The sequence below is a fragment of the Bacillus sp. V59.32b genome, from assembly GCF_003429085.1.
Classification (GTDB): Bacteria; Bacillota; Bacilli; order Bacillales; family DSM-1321; genus Peribacillus.
Window position 1 is genome coordinate 18,974 of record NZ_QVTC01000010.1, and the last position, 15,344, is coordinate 34,317.

Sequence of the window (15,344 nt, forward strand, 5' to 3'; positions counted from 1 at the left end):
AAAATCCGAATATCAGATGCTAGCATAAAGTGTCTGGTATTCTTTTTTTATGGAGAAAACTTAAAGAGTGCAATCGATAAAAAAAGATTGTGAACCGTTACACTTAAGCTAACGGGTGCTTTACTTCAATAAGGAGTAAGGCTTTTTACTTGTTCAACTAAAGGGTCAGTTTAGCTGAAGAAGGATTTTTTATTATGAATGTTGAAACTGTTGTTATATTTCAAAAAAGGGGAAGAGGAATGTATATTTCTACTAATGATGGAGTCAAATTGTTTATAGAAAGAAAGGGTAACGGTATGCCTTGCATTTATCTTCACGGAGGACCAGGTTATTGGAGTAAATCGTTCAGTGAGGTTGCTGGTAGTCTTCTTGAAAATCAAATGGATATGATTTATTTGGACCAAAGAGGATGTGGTCGTTCTTCAATTAATTCAAAGACTATTCTTTAGATAGATTAGTAAAAGATATTGAAGAAGTTACATACCAGTTAAAACTTAATAAATTTTACCTTTTAGGACATTCATTCGGTGGGATTCTTGCTTTAAATTATGCCTATAAATACCCTAATAAAGTAGCTGGAATCATTCTAACAAACGTTACACTAAATATGAAAGAATCATTTATGCATCAAATAGCCAAGGGTAACCAGCTTTTACAATTAGATAATAACGTTACATATGAAAATATCATTGATGCGTTTATTCCCATTCAATTAAAATTACTCGAACAGAATATGTATTTTAACCTCCAATTTAAAAATATAGAAAATAAAATGGCTTTAGATGAGATAGATAAGTAACTAACTTTTGAATCCAATTTTCAACAGTATGTATTTTCTTCTGGAGAATACTTTAAACATTTTACGCCATTATCAAAGGATATAGATAAACCCGTCTTAGTTTTGACAGGAAAGTATGATAATGCAATCGGTCCAGAACATTATAAGAAATTTAATTTTAAGGATTTAGTTGTTCATAGATTAGATTGTGGACATCACCCTTACATAGAAAGTCCACTCGAGTTCCAAAATGCTATATTAAACTTCATAGAGTAGAATTTTTGTGAAATATTGTACTTAAACAAACGGGTGCTTTAGTTTAAGAAGGATTGCTGCTGCAATCCATTTTTCTTATTCAACTAAAGGGCAGGTTAGTTCAATAAGAAGTGACTAAGTTTTAAAAAGAGGTACCCTGCACTTTTGAGCCAATCCAAAGATAGATCTAGAACTTTTTTTATCAAGGTCATTGGTCAGAGGATCGGAGTCTGCTAATTTGCTATCAGCGTTCGTTAATCTTACACCTGATCTCCTTTTCTGTTTCACATTATTTGTGCCGATGAGCTAACATTGTTATGATGTCATGTAAAGGAGGGATATCAATTGATTGAAAAAGTAGAAAAAGCAGTGCAAGAGCGATGGGTTCCATCTTTTCGTTTTGAACGAAACGAGGCAGCACCCTTCACACCCTTTAAGAAAAAAACCACAGAGGCCAAAATTGCTCTCATTACAACCGGTGGAGTATATATAAAAGGAATGACACCGTTTAACGATAACTATGGTCTAGGTGATGTTTCTTATCGGGAAATTCCAGTTGATACTAATTTATCCACCGTATCATTTGCTCATGAACATTATGATCAAACCAATGCACGGAAAGATCCTAATGTTGTATTCCCTTTGGATGTATTAAAAGAATTGCGGTCAGAAGGAAAAATAGGTGAATTAGCGGAAACCCATTATAGTTTTATGGGATATATTCCTGTTCCCCATTCCTTAAAAAATGTTACTGCCCCTGAAGTTGCAAAAAAGTTAAAGAAAGAGAAAGTGGATGCTGTCATATTGGTTCCTTCCTGACCACTTTGCCAGCAGTCGGCCGGTCTGGTCGCACGAACCATTGAATCTCATGGAATTCCAACTGTAGCACTTACGTTAGCCAAAGAAATTTCTGAAATTGTTAATGTTCCCCGATCTCTTTATAATCGCTTCCCTTTTGGTAGCCCCGTGGGTGGACCTGGAGCCAAAGAACAGCAAAAACAAGTTCTTAGCTTAGCATTAGAAGTATTAGAAACATCTACTGAGCCGGGTACGATTATCGATTCAAACTTAAAGTATGAACGTTAACATCTTTCCGTCTTTTAAACAGGTGAAGTAACTGTGTAATATGTAAACAGGTATTGAAAACACTCATTTCCTACATGCATAAACAAATCCCCCTTGGCTAAAGCCAAGGGGGATTATTTATACTCATTTTCTCGAAAGGGGCATTAAATTGGTTATAGCGTAATTATTTCATAATCTTCGGAGATTAGTTTAGCTATACTAGGGTGACCTTCGTAGTCATTTGCTGTGGATATGTTTGCTTTTTGAACATCTTCCTGTACCCCAAAAGCTCCCGCACAATGTTCACAAGCCTCAATGACACCTAATGCCTTAACTTTTTTATATAATGGGTTCATCGGATGGTTTGTGTCTTCAAAACGGCCAATCCACTGCGTCCCTTCACCATCAAAAATCAATCTGACTTTTCCGCCGGCAGCGTGGATTTCTTCTGAATACAACAATCCATGGACTGCTCTTCCCAGTTCCTTTTCACTTGCGTGTACAAATATAGCTACTTTTTTCATCTGCATTCTCTCCTTTATGTTGATGGCTTCATTATAGCTCGGGTTTAAGTAGTAGTCTGTAATCCAGTTCCTTTAATAAATGTGAACTAGAATACATTATTTGGACCAATCATTAAGTTAGTCATGCATATCGTTCCCGTGATAAAGTAAGGATATTCAATATGATTACAACGAGGTTGGCTTATGATTGATAAACTGTGGTATTTGACTCAAATTAAATTGTTTGACAAAGTCTCTCCGGAGGATATGAAAGAGATTAATAAAGGGACTCACCATGCCAAAATAAGAAAGAATACAATTATTCAATCTCCTGAAATGGTTCGGGATGGACTTTATTTTGTAAAGGAAGGGGCTTTACGTCTCTATATCGTTAATACAGAGGGGAAACAGTTTACAATAGGTATTTTAGGAAAATGGAGTACCTTCGGTGAAATTGATTCGTTCTCTTTAGGTACCCATGGTGTTTATATTGAAACGATGGAAGACACCTTGCTTTGTTCTGTTGGCAGTGAGCAGTTTGAGAAATTTTTATCAACCCGCCCTCTTATCATGAAACGTGTAATTAGGATTCTGAGCGATCAATTGCAAGAAAAGAATAATATGTTGGAGAAGATGGCTTTAGGCACCGTCAAAGAAAAGATTATCTTTCTATTACTGAATCTTTCCGAAGAATTTGGTGTGCAGGAGGATAACTTTCATCGAATAGATCTCCCTTTGACTCATCAAGAAATTGGTAATATGATTGGGGCCACTCGTGAGTCGGTGACTTCAACTATCAATGAACTAGTAAAGGTAGGAATGATCCGAACAGGGCGTAAAAGTCTTTCTATTGATCCAAAGCTAGCGAAAGAACAACTATTGATCTAGACAAGGCAACACTTCTTGGTTTTTTCCATGTGAATGTCATACAATTATGGCAGCATTGATCCTGTAAACTAAAAGTGTCACACATACAGGTGGTTTTTCTCATGAATAAAACCCCTGTATGTATGTGATCATTGCGAGTCATGTGAACAGGTATTGCAATATTTCAAAGAAAAAGATATCTAAGGGATTTTGTTAAACCTCACCGCGCAAAGCCCAAAAAGCAGGCCACTCTCCGGTTCGAAACCCCTCCGGGGAAACAGGCGCAGATGGACAGGGCAGAGGTCGGAATGTTGTTATGCAGAAGATTTTCTTATTCATACAAACTTTTCAGATTGTGTAAAAAAACCTTAACGAAACTGAGTAAATATCGTTGTAGCATGGTTTTCGTATTCGGAATACTACTAATCGGTTATTCTCAGCCGTAATTCATAAAGGGTTTTCGAAAAGGATATTTATGTTAAAATTGGCGTGAGATTGTGAAAAAATGGGGCAGGTTAGTTGAATGAGGATACCCATTTAAGAGCGATAGGGTGCGGATATGAACAAAGTATGAGATACTAATAAATAATAATACATTTGAATACTTCAATGACTTGGAGGAGCCTGTCACCAAGGGATACGTATGTCCCTTGGTGACAGGCTCTTTTTGTATGTCTGTGTGTTATAAAACAAATAATAAAGATGAAAGGTGGAATATGGGTGTTAATACTACAGTTAGCCATTATTCTAGTTACAGCCAAAATAGCCGGGAGCTTGAACGTGAGATTGGGGCAGCCCGCAGTTCTCGGACAATTATTGATCGGAATTGTCTTGGGTCCCTCTGTCCTGGGCTTGGTGAATGAAACAGAAACACTGGCAGAATTTAGTCAGATTGGTGTTATACTTTTGATGTTCATCGCTGGCTTAGAAACGGACCTGGATGAATTTAAACGCACCGGGAAAGCCTCCGCATATGTAGGTTTGGGCGGTATCGTTGTTCCTCTGTTAATTGGTTTCTTAGCAGGCATTACATTGAACCTTGGTACTTTCGAATCCTGGTTCCTCGGTTTGCTGCTCTCTGCTACCAGCGTTAGTATTTCCGTGCAGGCTCTAAAGGAGATGAATCAATTGCAAACCCGAGAAGGCACCACGATTTTAGGGGCAGCTGTAATTGACGACGTAGTTGTAATCATTGCCTTGGCATTCTTAATGAGCTTTGCAGGCGGAGATGTAAGTTTGACGACAGTCGTGCTTAAAAAGGTACTATTCTTTGCTGGAGCGATTCTTATAGGATGGAAACTGGTGCCGTGGTTCTTGAAAAAGTTTTCAACATTAAAAGACTCGGAAACGGTGATCTCGTCCGCCCTAATTATTTGCTTCGTTTATGCGTTCCTCGCTGAATATACGGGAGTGGCTGCGATTATCGGAGCCTATATCGCAGGTGTTGCTATCAGCGTGACAAACTTCAAGGGAGAAGTTTTTGAAAAGGTCGAGACGATCAGTTACGCCATCTTTGTTCCCGTGTTCTTCACATCCATTGGTGTGACAGCTCAATTTGCAGGCATAGGTGAAAATTTGGGTTTAATTACAGTTTTAAGCCTTATCGCAATCATCACCAAATTAGTTGGTGCGTCGCTCGGGGCAAAATTGGCTGGGTTTAATTGGAACAGCTCATTGGGCATCGGAGCAGCGATGGTTTCAAGGGGAGAAGTCGCATTGATTTTGGCAGCATTGGGACTTGAATCTGACTTACTTTCACAAGATATGTTTGCTGTGATTGTCGTCGTAATACTGGTTTCCACCATTGTGACTCCACCAATGATGAAATGGTTCTTTCAATCGAAAAGCAAAGCACAGAATATCGCATAATCTGTAAGTCAAGCCTCCAAGTTTTCTTGGAGGCTGTTTATTAGAGATGATTTATTGTAGCTTTTCTTGTTCCACTAAAGGGGCAGGTTACTTGAAGAAGGATTTGGTATTACTATATCGAATATCTATAAGATACCACCCTTTGTTTAATAGAGTTTAATTTCAAACAAATGGAAGTACTCCTATAATAGAGCAGTTAATTAGAAATTATAAAAGAGGTGAGTTATTTGGTAAGGACAAACCTAAATGTGTTCACTAAAATTTCATTCTATATAGCATTGGCTACGATTAGTGTTATCCCTATATCTATATTCACCTCAATGATAACTTTAAACGAGAGTTCCGTATCTATCATAAGGATGTTTGCATTACTTGCGTTTCTCGGTTCCGTGTTTAGCATTCCATTGAGCATCATTTCAATGTTCAGCAAAGAAAACTTGGCTAAAAGAATTTTTTCTTTAATTGTAAATTTATCACCTATCTGCATTATTGTTTATGCTCTAATTATGGAATTTATAGATGAATTTCTCCGAACTGCACCTTAAAAAATTTAATTGGAAAATAGTCTTCAAACTCATATTTCTTGTTCAACTAACGGGTGCGTTAATGGAAAAAGGTGTTGTGTCCTGTTTATTAAACAGTTCGCATTGTCATTTTTACTGGTTTGTGTATTTTCCCTTTGAGGTAATATCCACTAGTCAATGTATTCAAATGTAAAAATGGTTATTGAAGAGGTGACTCATATTGGAGAAAGCAAATGTTATAAGTGAATTGTGTGATAATTTAATGTGTGGGGAGAGAGATAAAGGAGAAGCTTTACTTACTAAGCACTATCCTTTTTATGGACTAGAATATGCTAATCGATCCTACTCAAAATTACAGATGCTTAATATATTCATCCGAGACGGGTTTATCGATCGATACAGCGCTCAAAAACTTATTTTCCCTCCTGTATTAAGAATTTTATCGGAAACTTACCCTAATCAATTTCCTTATCATCCAAATTGGAAGATGAACGAATGCCATCCGGCTTATTGGGATCTTTCACCGACGATAGACCATATTGTACCCATAGTAAAAGGTGGAGAAAATAATAGTGAGAATTTAGTATCCACTTCTATGTTAAGAAACAGTGCCAAATCCAATTTTACTTTGGAGGAACTGGGATGGAAATTGTATGAACCAGGAAAATTGTCCGAGTGGGATGGGATGATACACTGGTTTATGGAGTATGTTGAAAATCATCAGGAGTTGCTAACGATATCGAATATCAAACAATGGTATATGACAGTTCAAAAGGTCAATGGGTATAGTTAAAAATAATATGTATCAAATAGAGCTAACGGGTGCTTTAGCTGAAGAACAGAGCTGTTTTTAAGGCAGCTTTTTCTTATGGAACTAACTGGCAGGTTAGCACAATAAGAAATGATAAAATAAATCAAAAACTGATAGTGGTAGAGGAGTTTTATTTGTGAGTATTATTACATTCGGTGAAAAAGAAGAAGGTAAAGAATACATATGGAGACCTGCTGCTTATTGTTTAATGTTCAATGTTCAGAAAAATAATATGGCTATTATTCAAAGAAGTGATGGTAAGTACTTTCTTCCAGGCGGTGGAATAGAAAATACGGAGACTCACAAAGAGTGTTTAAAGAGAGAAGCCCTTGAAGAAATGGGAATGGATATTAAAGTAGGTCCATTTGTGGGATGTGCCAGAAGATATTTTTATTCCACGAATGAATTTAATTATTACCTTAGTGAAGGTCATTTTTATATATGCTATATGGGTCAGCAAATCAATAACCCGATAGAAGAAGACCATATCCTAGAATGGATTGAACCATTCCAAGCAATAAAAAAGTTATTCCACGAACACCAAAGGTGGGCGGTATCAGAAGCATTAAAACAGATTTAATGTTGCTGTACTATAATCGAGCTTACTAGAGTCGTAACAGCAAATTGGGGCAATTTAATTGAATAAGACCTTCTAAACAAAACTGGATATTTATGTTAAAATTGGTGTGAGATTGTGAAAAAATGTACTTAAACTAAAGGGCAGAAGAGTTTAATAAGTGAACGGGGGATTATATTGCCTGTGTATAAAATGTCATTATTTTGTGTAGCCTTCAATATAACGTTTAGTATAATGAGTTTTTTGACTAACAATTTTGATGTTATTTTTCTACGAAATTTAAGTATTGGTATTTTTTTCTTACCAATGGTGACATTTTGTGGAGTTCTTTTAGGAATAGGTGCAATTGTGTTAAAAGAAAATTTCATCAAATCAATCATTTCGATCGCATTAAATATTGCTTATATTTTTGCATATTACTATGTTTTGGAAAACTAATAGCAGTATTATTGCAACATCAGTAGTGCTTTTTTCTTCTTCAACTAACGGGTGCAATACTTAAAGAAGGAGTATTGCATTTTCTTATTGAACTATAGGGCAGGTTAGCTTAAGAAGGATTTCTTAACTGACTGGCTGGACATACCGGAGGACGGGATTTGTGGGGAGGAGACAGTATTAATCGTTAAGTTCGGTTAATTTTAAGAACAGTTATTAATATAGACTTTATCTCGTGGTCTTTGATAAATACTTTAAGCACTTTACCTATCCGGATGAGAAGCTGGTAGACAAGACCATTCTTGCTACCGGTGCTCTTCGTAAAAATACGTTTAACAATAAAAATTCAACAGAAATGATCGTGAAATCAAACCGATATATCGAATTCCTTCCAAATATATAAAAAATAAGAAAGAATACTAGAGGGGATAATTAATGAAAAACTCTAAAATGCAATATTGGGAGTTGATAGTTTTATGAAAAAAGAACATTTTTGGGGTCAAAATGCAATTTTCTTTATTATTGCTTTTATATGTATTTATTATAGACAACCAGCTACATTTATATATCTAGTTCTTATTCCACATTTGATAATTATTTCATTTAGAAAAAGAGATGGACTGTTTCGTGTAGTTCTAAATAAGATGTTTAAAAGAAGAAGAAAGAACCATTTAAATATATGGCATAAGAAACCTTCATCAGAATCTGAAGAACTTGTACAATATGAATTTGTAATACCTGGACAACATACTTTTTCTTTTTTAGCTGATCATGAAGAACATAACTTTTTCAATCAAGAACCTCTTTATGTACTTGAAGTACTTGATGGTTCACCATTCAAAGAAACTGCTATGTCTCTTGTTGAAGAAAGAAGTGGGTTTTATCTAAATGGTGATTGGATAGAATACGAATCAAAATGAGGAGAAACTGGGGGCTTTTTGTGAATATTGGACGCCTGCTTTTAAAGATTAGCTCGATATTATTTATTTTTGTTGTCTTAGTATTTCTATTAAATAATTGTACCCTTTTTCAAAATAAGAAGGCTATAGTTGCAGATACACCCAGCACAGATTTATCTGAAGAAAATCTCGATGGTATTGCTATAGGTATGAAAATAAAAGATAGTAATTTTATAAATAAACATCAGATTAAAAAAGATGATTCAGATTCATATAGTTTAGATAATGATAAGTACAGCATAATGACTGATAACGAAGGTGAGATAATTTATATCTCAGGCGATGAAACTGCTAAAACAAACAAAGGAATAAAGGTCGGGGACCCCATTAACCAAGCAATCAAAAAATATGGGAAAAACTATTATGAATACACTGTACAGGGCGTTCAAACAATAGGATACGTTGACCATAAAAATAAATGTAAAATCGACATTTGGTATGTTGACGATAAAGTATATTCTATAGATTTATCGAGAGAAAACGTTGATCCAATTCTTTAGAATAGGTTTAAAACAAAACAACTATTTATTTACAAGCTAATAGAATTATCTAAAATGAGGTGAATGAGATGGTGAATATCGGTGACATCCTTTTTCAGTTATTCGCAATTTTAATCGCAATTTCAATCCCTATCCTTTTTATCGTGATGATTGTATCTTTTGTTCGTTCTTTCAAAAAACAGAAAGAACAGTTAGATAGAATAGAAGAAAAATTAGATAGCGCATCAGGACAAGCACCTAACAATGAAAAAAAATAAAAGGTTCGTATATGTCCTGGCCATCTTGTTTGTTATGGGATTAACTCTTTATGATATTACGATCGAAAAAAAATGTTGGATTCTTTTCTATTGTTGGGCTTGGCCTATTGCTTTGGCTGCTCTTTTCTACTTTCACGCGGGGAGGAACCGGCGAATAAAAGAAAAAATAACAGTATATACCTAACATATTTACAAAGGTTTGGAATACGGAGGTCTGGGTGACATATGCGGGGAAAAATAGCTGTTTTGATAGTATTAATTTGTTCGATCTTAATAGGCTGTACAAGCAAAGAGACCATTAGTAGACACAATTACAAATTTTACGGTGAGAGCAAACATTGGACAGCAACTTTACATTTTGTAGGTATTGGTGTGAATTCTAACCATTACGATGAAGACAAGAAAGATTTCGTACTTGAATATAAGGGCTCCTATACTGACATATCTAAGTCTATTGTAAAATACTCGATTAAATCGAGTGGGTTTTCAGAAGGTGGATCCGAAAGTCCTCCTGGAACAAAATATATACGACACAGTGACGAAGGAACGGGCGGTGCAATACAAAAAAAGGACGACGTAATTAAGGTCCTTGTTGAGTGGAATGGTGAAAAAGAAGTTGTACCTATGAAAGTAACAAATCATTAAATATCCTTGTTAATAGTATAATCGAAAAGCCAATTTAAAGGCGCCTTTGCCTTATTGAGCTAACGGGGCAGGTTTGTTGAAGAAGGATATACAACTAATCGACTTGAATATATTCTAAAAATAATAAAAAGTTTTTACCAGAGGAGCCGAAAATGAAGTGTTTTTGTGAACAACAAGAAACATACGAGTTAAAGGTCGAAGGTGATGTTGGAGCCGACCCTATTTGGTGTAATCAATGCGGCTGTAATTTTGATTTAGATGATATTGCAATCTCAAAAGAATTAAAAAGGGAATTGAGCGAGTGGGCAACAAAGTATGGTGATTGTATTGATTGGGATTTAGATCAAATAATTGAAAATGGTGTTGAAATAGAGGAAGAACATAACAGACAAGGTGCTTATTTAACAGAAAAAGTTAAGTTAGAGCTCAGCGGTAAATATAAAATAAAGTTTTCGCCTTCGTCAATAGGAAGAAGTTATACAAATAATAAACGTCTTTAAAGCAACTGTAGTGCGATCTATAATTAGGTAGCACTCTTTTTTCTTATTGTACAAACGGGGCAGGTTAGTTAACTTTCTACAATTTAACTATCGTCTTCCTATGCTGTTTTTGTGTATAGTTAAAACGGAAGAAAGGATGGTTATAGTATGAAAAGGGCTTGGGAAGCTTTGCAGTTACTATTAGTAAAATCTCGTCTCCGAGTAACACTGTATGCCTTAACCCTCATCACTGGTATAGGATTTTTTTTCGTTTCACCAGATATTTTTTTGCCGACCGTTTTTATAACATTACTAGGGTCCTTATTAGTTTTTGAAAGTATTCACCTTGATAGCTATCACAGTGTTTTTCTTGGTGATATGATACCTGGGAAGCTGCGAACTACCATTTCTGTGTTTGTGATAATTATAGGTATCAGCCTGGGGGTATTTCTAATCTTTATCGGGATTGGCGTAGAAGTAGGGCGACACTTTCGATAAAAGTAAATCAATTACCATCCTAAATCAAAGTTGTGAATTAAAAGGTCCTACATAATAAATGCACACCTTATTGAACAAACGGGGCAGGTTAGTTAAAGAAGGAAAAAACGTCTTTTTCCAGAATAAGTATATGAGATAAGAATGTTTGGGACAGGAGGATTATTGTGAACGAAAAAAGGCTTTGTGGAAATATTCCTGTAATAAATGAACTTTTAAGGGGATTTGTGAAGAAAGACACTTAAACAATCGGGGTGCGTTCGTATTATAAGGTCAGCCAGATATTTCTGGTTGACCATTTTTTATATGGTTTTATCATAACGGTAGCCGGGGCAGAACGGAAGCACCCGTGGGATTTAATCTCGTCAACTAAACAGTTTGCCCCCTACTTGTAGAAACATGATTGAGGCTGGTTGGGACGTAGATCTCGTATAACAAGCGAAGCTATGATACTGCAAGAAGGATTAGGGGTACCGGCAAATAGGATTTAGGAGGAGAAGCCAATGAATCCAGTGGTTGGACTGGATGTAGCCAAAGGTGAAAGCCAGATACAAGCTTTCCTGGATAAGAAAAAACCTTATCAAAAAAGCTTTAAAGTTGATCACACTCTTGAGGGTCTGGAAAAACTGCATTCCTTTCTCTCCGAAGTTGAGAGAATAACTGGGGGGAAACCTCCATTAGTCATGGAGTCAACAGGTCATTATCATACTCCAGTAGTTCATTATTTTGAGGAAAGAGGCTACTTAATTATTATTGTTAATCCTTTAGTCTCTTATCGAGCCAAGAGTTCAAGTTTAAGAAAGGTAAAGACAGATATTATTGATGCCAATCATCTCTGCGAGATGTATTACAAAGAGGGTTTGGAACCTTATAAAAAACGTGGTATCCAGCTCTTGAACCTTCGAAACCTGACCAGACAGCACGAAAATATTACAGGGATTTATGTGCAAACAAAACTCCAATTCCAAGCAGTCTTGGATCAAGTGTTTCCAGTATATAGAGGAGTGTTTGGTGACTTATATTCTGTTGTCTCTCTACTCACCTTACTTGAGTTTCCTACATCCCAAAATATCTTAGAAGCAGGCGAAGAGACCGTTACTAACACAATAAAAGAGTTATGTCCAAGGCGTTCCATCAAGTGGGCTAATACAAAAGCGATAGCCCTTTTAGCTGCCGCAAGCCAAAATCCCTTTAGGGAAAATCTCTACCAAAGCCATATTTTAAGTATGGAAATGTATATAAAAATGCTTCTGGAATATCAAAAGCATCTATCCAAATTTGAAGAAGAGATAGATGCTTTGGCAAAGGATATTGAAGAATATAAAATCATCCAATCAATCCCTGGTATTGGAGAAAAGATCGCTGCCACGATCATTTCCGAAATTGGCGAGATTGAACGGTTTGATCACCCTAAAAAGCTTGTCGCATTCGCTGGTATTGACCCAAGTATCTTTGAATCAGGTAAATTCAGAGGCACTGTAAACAGAATCACCAAAAGAGGTTCCAGCCGACTTAGGCACACTCTCTATATGGCCGTCAGATGTGCAATTCGCGACTGCAGGAAAAGCAAAACGACGGATGAATTAATCCCTCGTAACAAAAGGTTAAGAGAATTCTATGATAGAAAACGCGAAGAAGGAAAACCCTTTAAAGTAGCAATAATAGCCTGTGCGAATAAGCTTTTACAATGGATTTATGCCCTTTTGAAAAGTAGAACGACTTTCCAAGATCTAGCTTGGTTACTCAAATGTACTAATAAATGCAAAACCTTCCAAACAACCGGGTTAGGAAGGTTATTTGGCATGCTTATTTTTAGCATACCATACTATAAAATTCTATTTCATTGAAAAATGTTGACAAACTATTAGCTGGTTTAGTTCAATAAGAAGTAAGCAACTTTATTATTCATTTTTTTGTATTATATAAACAGATAGAAGTAATATGGAACAACTTTAAAGAGCCTTGCTACATATAGAATGTAGTAAGGCTCTTAACTTTTTTAATCAAAATTCAATAACTTTATTATCACTATACATATGGCACAGTTTATTTCTTTACGGTAATAATGAAACCGACCGAAGATTTTCAGAAAGATTCTTAACAATATGTTAAAAGTAGCAAACAAAATAAAAATGAGGTTATTATTTAAAGATAAATGCAGGAAAATACCTCCAATTTATTGAAATGAATAGTAAAAAGGAAGGAGAAAAAATTTATAGTATATCTCTAGAAATTTAATTACTTACCACAGTGAAAAATGGATTAAAGCAGGAGCAATAACTTTAAGGCCACGATATTACCCAAAAGAGTGTCATTAAAAGGAGTTAATCATTTGTACCAACCAATTAAAATGAAACGAAGTACTAAATACGGAAATAATTATTGGCATGGATATAGTCCAAAGGTAAAGAGGGATGTTCATTTCTTTAGTGATTTAGAATATGAGCATTGGCTACTTGTTGAATGCGACCCAAATATTGAAACATTTTGTGAGCAACCTTTAAAAGTTAGCTATCTCCATAACGATAAAATGAAGAGTTCCATTTTTGATATGTGGGTACAGTACTCTAATGGTACTGAAGAGTTCAGGGAGATTAAATACCAATCACATTTAGAACCAAATCACAAAAAATATCTAGAAACATCTAAACAAATTTCTGTACAAAAAAACTGGTGCAGTGAGAAAAATATCCAATATAGTTTGCAAACTGATGATGTAATTCGAAGTAATATGATCTTATTGGATAATTGTCGAATTATTGTATCGTTCGTCAGGCTTTACTATCAAATGCACAAACAATTACTGCAAAGCATCATTTCATTTCTTTCAGATAAAAAGGCATCGATAAGTTCCCTATGTGAATATTTCACATCATTACCAACGCATTCTGACCAGGACGTTAAAATTGCTATCTTTTACGGTTTATATATTGGAGTCCTTAAAGGATCACTTGGAACACAACCAATAACGAATGGAATGGAGGTATGGATATGACCAAGGGAAGATATAAAAAAATTGATATGCCGTTAGAGATTGAACAATGGCCTGATGTTGATATATCAGTACTTAATATAGAGAAACAAACTGTTTTTTTAAATCGGAAAAAAGCAGTAATTTTATATTTGACCACCGAAATATCATTGGAAGATATATTTAAACAAACAGGAATAGTTAAGCAGGATTTATATAGACTTATTTAAAATAATATCCCATAGTAGGATATTATATTTATATTTGATTAATAAACAGAGCTTAAAACAATGATAATAAGATTAAATTAATAAAAGTTTCTAATTCATGAGTAAGTATCTTTATGTCGGGAAGCAGATTGAGTAAGTATCTTTATGTCGCATTTATACGATTTAATACACGTCCATAAGTATTATTGTGTCGCAGTCAGTAAGTATTATTGTATCGTAAAAGGTAAAGTAAGTACTTTTGTGTCGCGTGGGTAAGTACTTTTGTGCCGTTATGCAGCGGAGGGGGACGCTAAAATAGGTAAATCAGTTTAGTTTTAATTTAGTTTACATAATATATATTATAGGTAGTTCTACAAAATAAACAAACTTCATCTCAAAACAAGAGATTACTTAAAATAGTGAGATATTTTTAAATTTTTGTACTAAATCAGTTCTTCGTTTTCTTTAGTTCCAACCCGCCATTTAATTAATTATGTCCTGAATTATATTTGAATCTATTGAGCTGTCAATTAAAGAAGACATCACTCATTAAATCTTCCCACAATGATTCAGAAAGGATTTTGTCTTTTTTTAAGATGCCTTCGATTTTAAAGCCAAGGTTTTTATATAGCTTAATGGCTTTTTCATTAGTTTCTAAAACATTCAATGTGATTTTCTTAATCCCATGGGAATCAGCCCAAACAATTGATTCATTTAAAAGATTTTTTCCAATACCGTACCCCCAAAAATTCTTTAAAACGCAGACTCCGAATTCTACTTTATGAGCGAATCTATTCAAATAATGACCTTCGCATCTTGAAAATCCGACTATCCGATCTTGGACGACCGCAACTAAAAATAAATTCTTTTTACTTTCGGTATCTGTTTGAATAATTTGTTCGAAACCTGTCGCATCTATGTATGCTTCCCCTTGTTCCCTGTCTAAATTTTCCGTCTCTCCATCAATTTGCACCCTTAATTCAGACAAATCTTTTGCATCTATTCCGATTGCAGATCTAACCGTATAATTTATTCCGTTCATATAAAATTCTTGTTCTTTTATTACCATGATATACTCCATTAGTAAATTAAGTTTAGAAAAAAAGGAGAAACTTTGGTCCAGCTCCCCTCCCCATGTTTGTCAT

Annotated in this window: 16 protein-coding genes and 1 pseudogene; 15 read left to right on the top strand and 2 right to left on the bottom strand. The window is 35.1% G+C overall.

Annotation, left to right across the window (positions count from 1 at the left end; all coding sequences use genetic code 11):
• Positions 1-194 precede the first annotated feature (194 nt).
• The 3 genes from D0463_RS02720 to D0463_RS02730 all read left to right on the top strand — a co-directional run bounded on the left by D0463_RS02720 (position 195) and on the right by D0463_RS02730 (position 1,852).
• A complete protein-coding gene (locus tag D0463_RS02720; protein WP_117304794.1) occupies positions 195-449 on the top strand; it encodes an alpha/beta hydrolase family protein in 255 nt (84 codons plus the stop codon).
• Between the two features lie 17 nt (positions 450-466).
• Positions 467-799 carry an alpha/beta fold hydrolase gene (locus D0463_RS20205; RefSeq protein WP_117304796.1) on the top strand — a complete coding sequence of 111 codons (333 nt, stop codon included), beginning with the start codon at positions 467-469 and terminating at the stop codon, positions 797-799.
• A gap of 579 nt (positions 800-1,378) precedes the next feature.
• Positions 1,379-1,852: a glycine/sarcosine/betaine reductase selenoprotein B family protein gene (locus tag D0463_RS02730; protein ID WP_117304798.1), complete on the top strand. Its 474-nt coding sequence runs from the start codon at positions 1,379-1,381 to the stop codon at positions 1,850-1,852.
• Positions 1,853-2,271: 419 nt separating this feature from the next.
• Here D0463_RS02730 and D0463_RS02735 read toward each other — a convergent pair whose 3' ends face one another.
• Entirely contained in the window at positions 2,272-2,622 is a 351-nt protein-coding gene (locus tag D0463_RS02735; protein WP_160118353.1) for a DsrE family protein, read from the bottom strand.
• 183 nt (positions 2,623-2,805) lie between these two features.
• Between D0463_RS02735 and D0463_RS02740 the strand changes: the two genes are divergently transcribed.
• From D0463_RS02740 to D0463_RS02815, 12 genes and pseudogenes are all read left to right on the top strand, one after another.
• Positions 2,806-3,489 (top strand): Crp/Fnr family transcriptional regulator, encoded by a 684-nt coding sequence (locus D0463_RS02740; protein WP_117304804.1) that lies wholly within the window; start codon positions 2,806-2,808, stop codon positions 3,487-3,489.
• A 699-nt stretch (positions 3,490-4,188) separates the two neighbouring features.
• Positions 4,189-5,337 (top strand): cation:proton antiporter, encoded by a 1,149-nt coding sequence (locus tag D0463_RS02745; protein ID WP_117304806.1) that lies wholly within the window; start codon positions 4,189-4,191, stop codon positions 5,335-5,337.
• A 744-nt stretch (positions 5,338-6,081) separates the two neighbouring features.
• Positions 6,082-6,654 (top strand): HNH endonuclease, encoded by a 573-nt coding sequence (locus tag D0463_RS02755; RefSeq protein WP_117304811.1) that lies wholly within the window; start codon positions 6,082-6,084, stop codon positions 6,652-6,654.
• A 154-nt stretch (positions 6,655-6,808) separates the two neighbouring features.
• Complete coding sequence (locus D0463_RS02760) at positions 6,809-7,252, top strand: NUDIX hydrolase (protein WP_254052701.1); 444 nt, start codon at positions 6,809-6,811, stop codon at positions 7,250-7,252.
• Between the two features lie 908 nt (positions 7,253-8,160).
• Entirely contained in the window at positions 8,161-8,604 is a 444-nt protein-coding gene (locus D0463_RS02770) for a hypothetical protein (RefSeq protein WP_117304815.1), read from the top strand.
• Between the two features lie 20 nt (positions 8,605-8,624).
• Positions 8,625-9,143, top strand: a complete 519-nt coding sequence (locus D0463_RS02775) for a hypothetical protein (RefSeq protein WP_117304818.1) — start codon at positions 8,625-8,627, stop codon at positions 9,141-9,143.
• A gap of 68 nt (positions 9,144-9,211) precedes the next feature.
• Positions 9,212-9,400 carry a DUF4083 domain-containing protein gene (locus D0463_RS02780; RefSeq protein ID WP_254052702.1) on the top strand — a complete coding sequence of 63 codons (189 nt, stop codon included), beginning with the start codon at positions 9,212-9,214 and terminating at the stop codon, positions 9,398-9,400.
• Between the two features lie 225 nt (positions 9,401-9,625).
• Entirely contained in the window at positions 9,626-10,045 is a 420-nt protein-coding gene (locus D0463_RS02790) for a hypothetical protein (protein ID WP_117304822.1), read from the top strand.
• 152 nt (positions 10,046-10,197) lie between these two features.
• Complete coding sequence (locus D0463_RS02795) at positions 10,198-10,545, top strand: hypothetical protein (protein ID WP_117304824.1); 348 nt, start codon at positions 10,198-10,200, stop codon at positions 10,543-10,545.
• 977 nt (positions 10,546-11,522) lie between these two features.
• Positions 11,523-12,755: pseudogene (locus D0463_RS02805) on the top strand (IS110 family RNA-guided transposase); the annotation flags it as partial.
• 596 nt (positions 12,756-13,351) lie between these two features.
• Positions 13,352-14,014 (top strand): TnsA endonuclease N-terminal domain-containing protein, encoded by a 663-nt coding sequence (locus D0463_RS02810; RefSeq protein ID WP_117304828.1) that lies wholly within the window; start codon positions 13,352-13,354, stop codon positions 14,012-14,014.
• Positions 14,011-14,220, top strand: a complete 210-nt coding sequence (locus D0463_RS02815; protein ID WP_117304830.1) for a hypothetical protein — start codon at positions 14,011-14,013, stop codon at positions 14,218-14,220. The genes D0463_RS02810 and D0463_RS02815 overlap by 4 nt, the downstream gene beginning before the upstream one ends.
• A 505-nt stretch (positions 14,221-14,725) precedes the next feature.
• On the opposite strand, the gene D0463_RS02820 is transcribed toward D0463_RS02815, so the two are convergent.
• On the bottom strand, positions 14,726-15,268 hold the full coding sequence (locus tag D0463_RS02820) for a GNAT family N-acetyltransferase (protein ID WP_117304832.1): 543 nt from the start codon (positions 15,266-15,268) through the stop codon (positions 14,726-14,728).
• Positions 15,269-15,344: the final 76 nt, after the last annotated feature.

Coding starts and splice junctions, on each gene's coding strand:
- D0463_RS02795 (WP_117304824.1), top strand. CDS start 10,198: ATGAAGTGTTTTTGTGAACAACAAGAAACATACGAGTTAAAGGTCGAA.
- D0463_RS02820 (WP_117304832.1), bottom strand. CDS start 15,268: ATGGTAATAAAAGAACAAGAATTTTATATGAACGGAATAAATTATACG.
- D0463_RS02780 (WP_254052702.1), top strand. CDS start 9,212: ATGGTGAATATCGGTGACATCCTTTTTCAGTTATTCGCAATTTTAATC.
- D0463_RS02790 (WP_117304822.1), top strand. CDS start 9,626: ATGCGGGGAAAAATAGCTGTTTTGATAGTATTAATTTGTTCGATCTTA.
- D0463_RS02720 (WP_117304794.1), top strand. CDS start 195: ATGAATGTTGAAACTGTTGTTATATTTCAAAAAAGGGGAAGAGGAATG.
- D0463_RS02740 (WP_117304804.1), top strand. CDS start 2,806: ATGATTGATAAACTGTGGTATTTGACTCAAATTAAATTGTTTGACAAA.
- D0463_RS02815 (WP_117304830.1), top strand. CDS start 14,011: ATGACCAAGGGAAGATATAAAAAAATTGATATGCCGTTAGAGATTGAA.
- D0463_RS02735 (WP_160118353.1), bottom strand. CDS start 2,622: ATGAAAAAAGTAGCTATATTTGTACACGCAAGTGAAAAGGAACTGGGA.
- D0463_RS02770 (WP_117304815.1), top strand. CDS start 8,161: ATGAAAAAAGAACATTTTTGGGGTCAAAATGCAATTTTCTTTATTATT.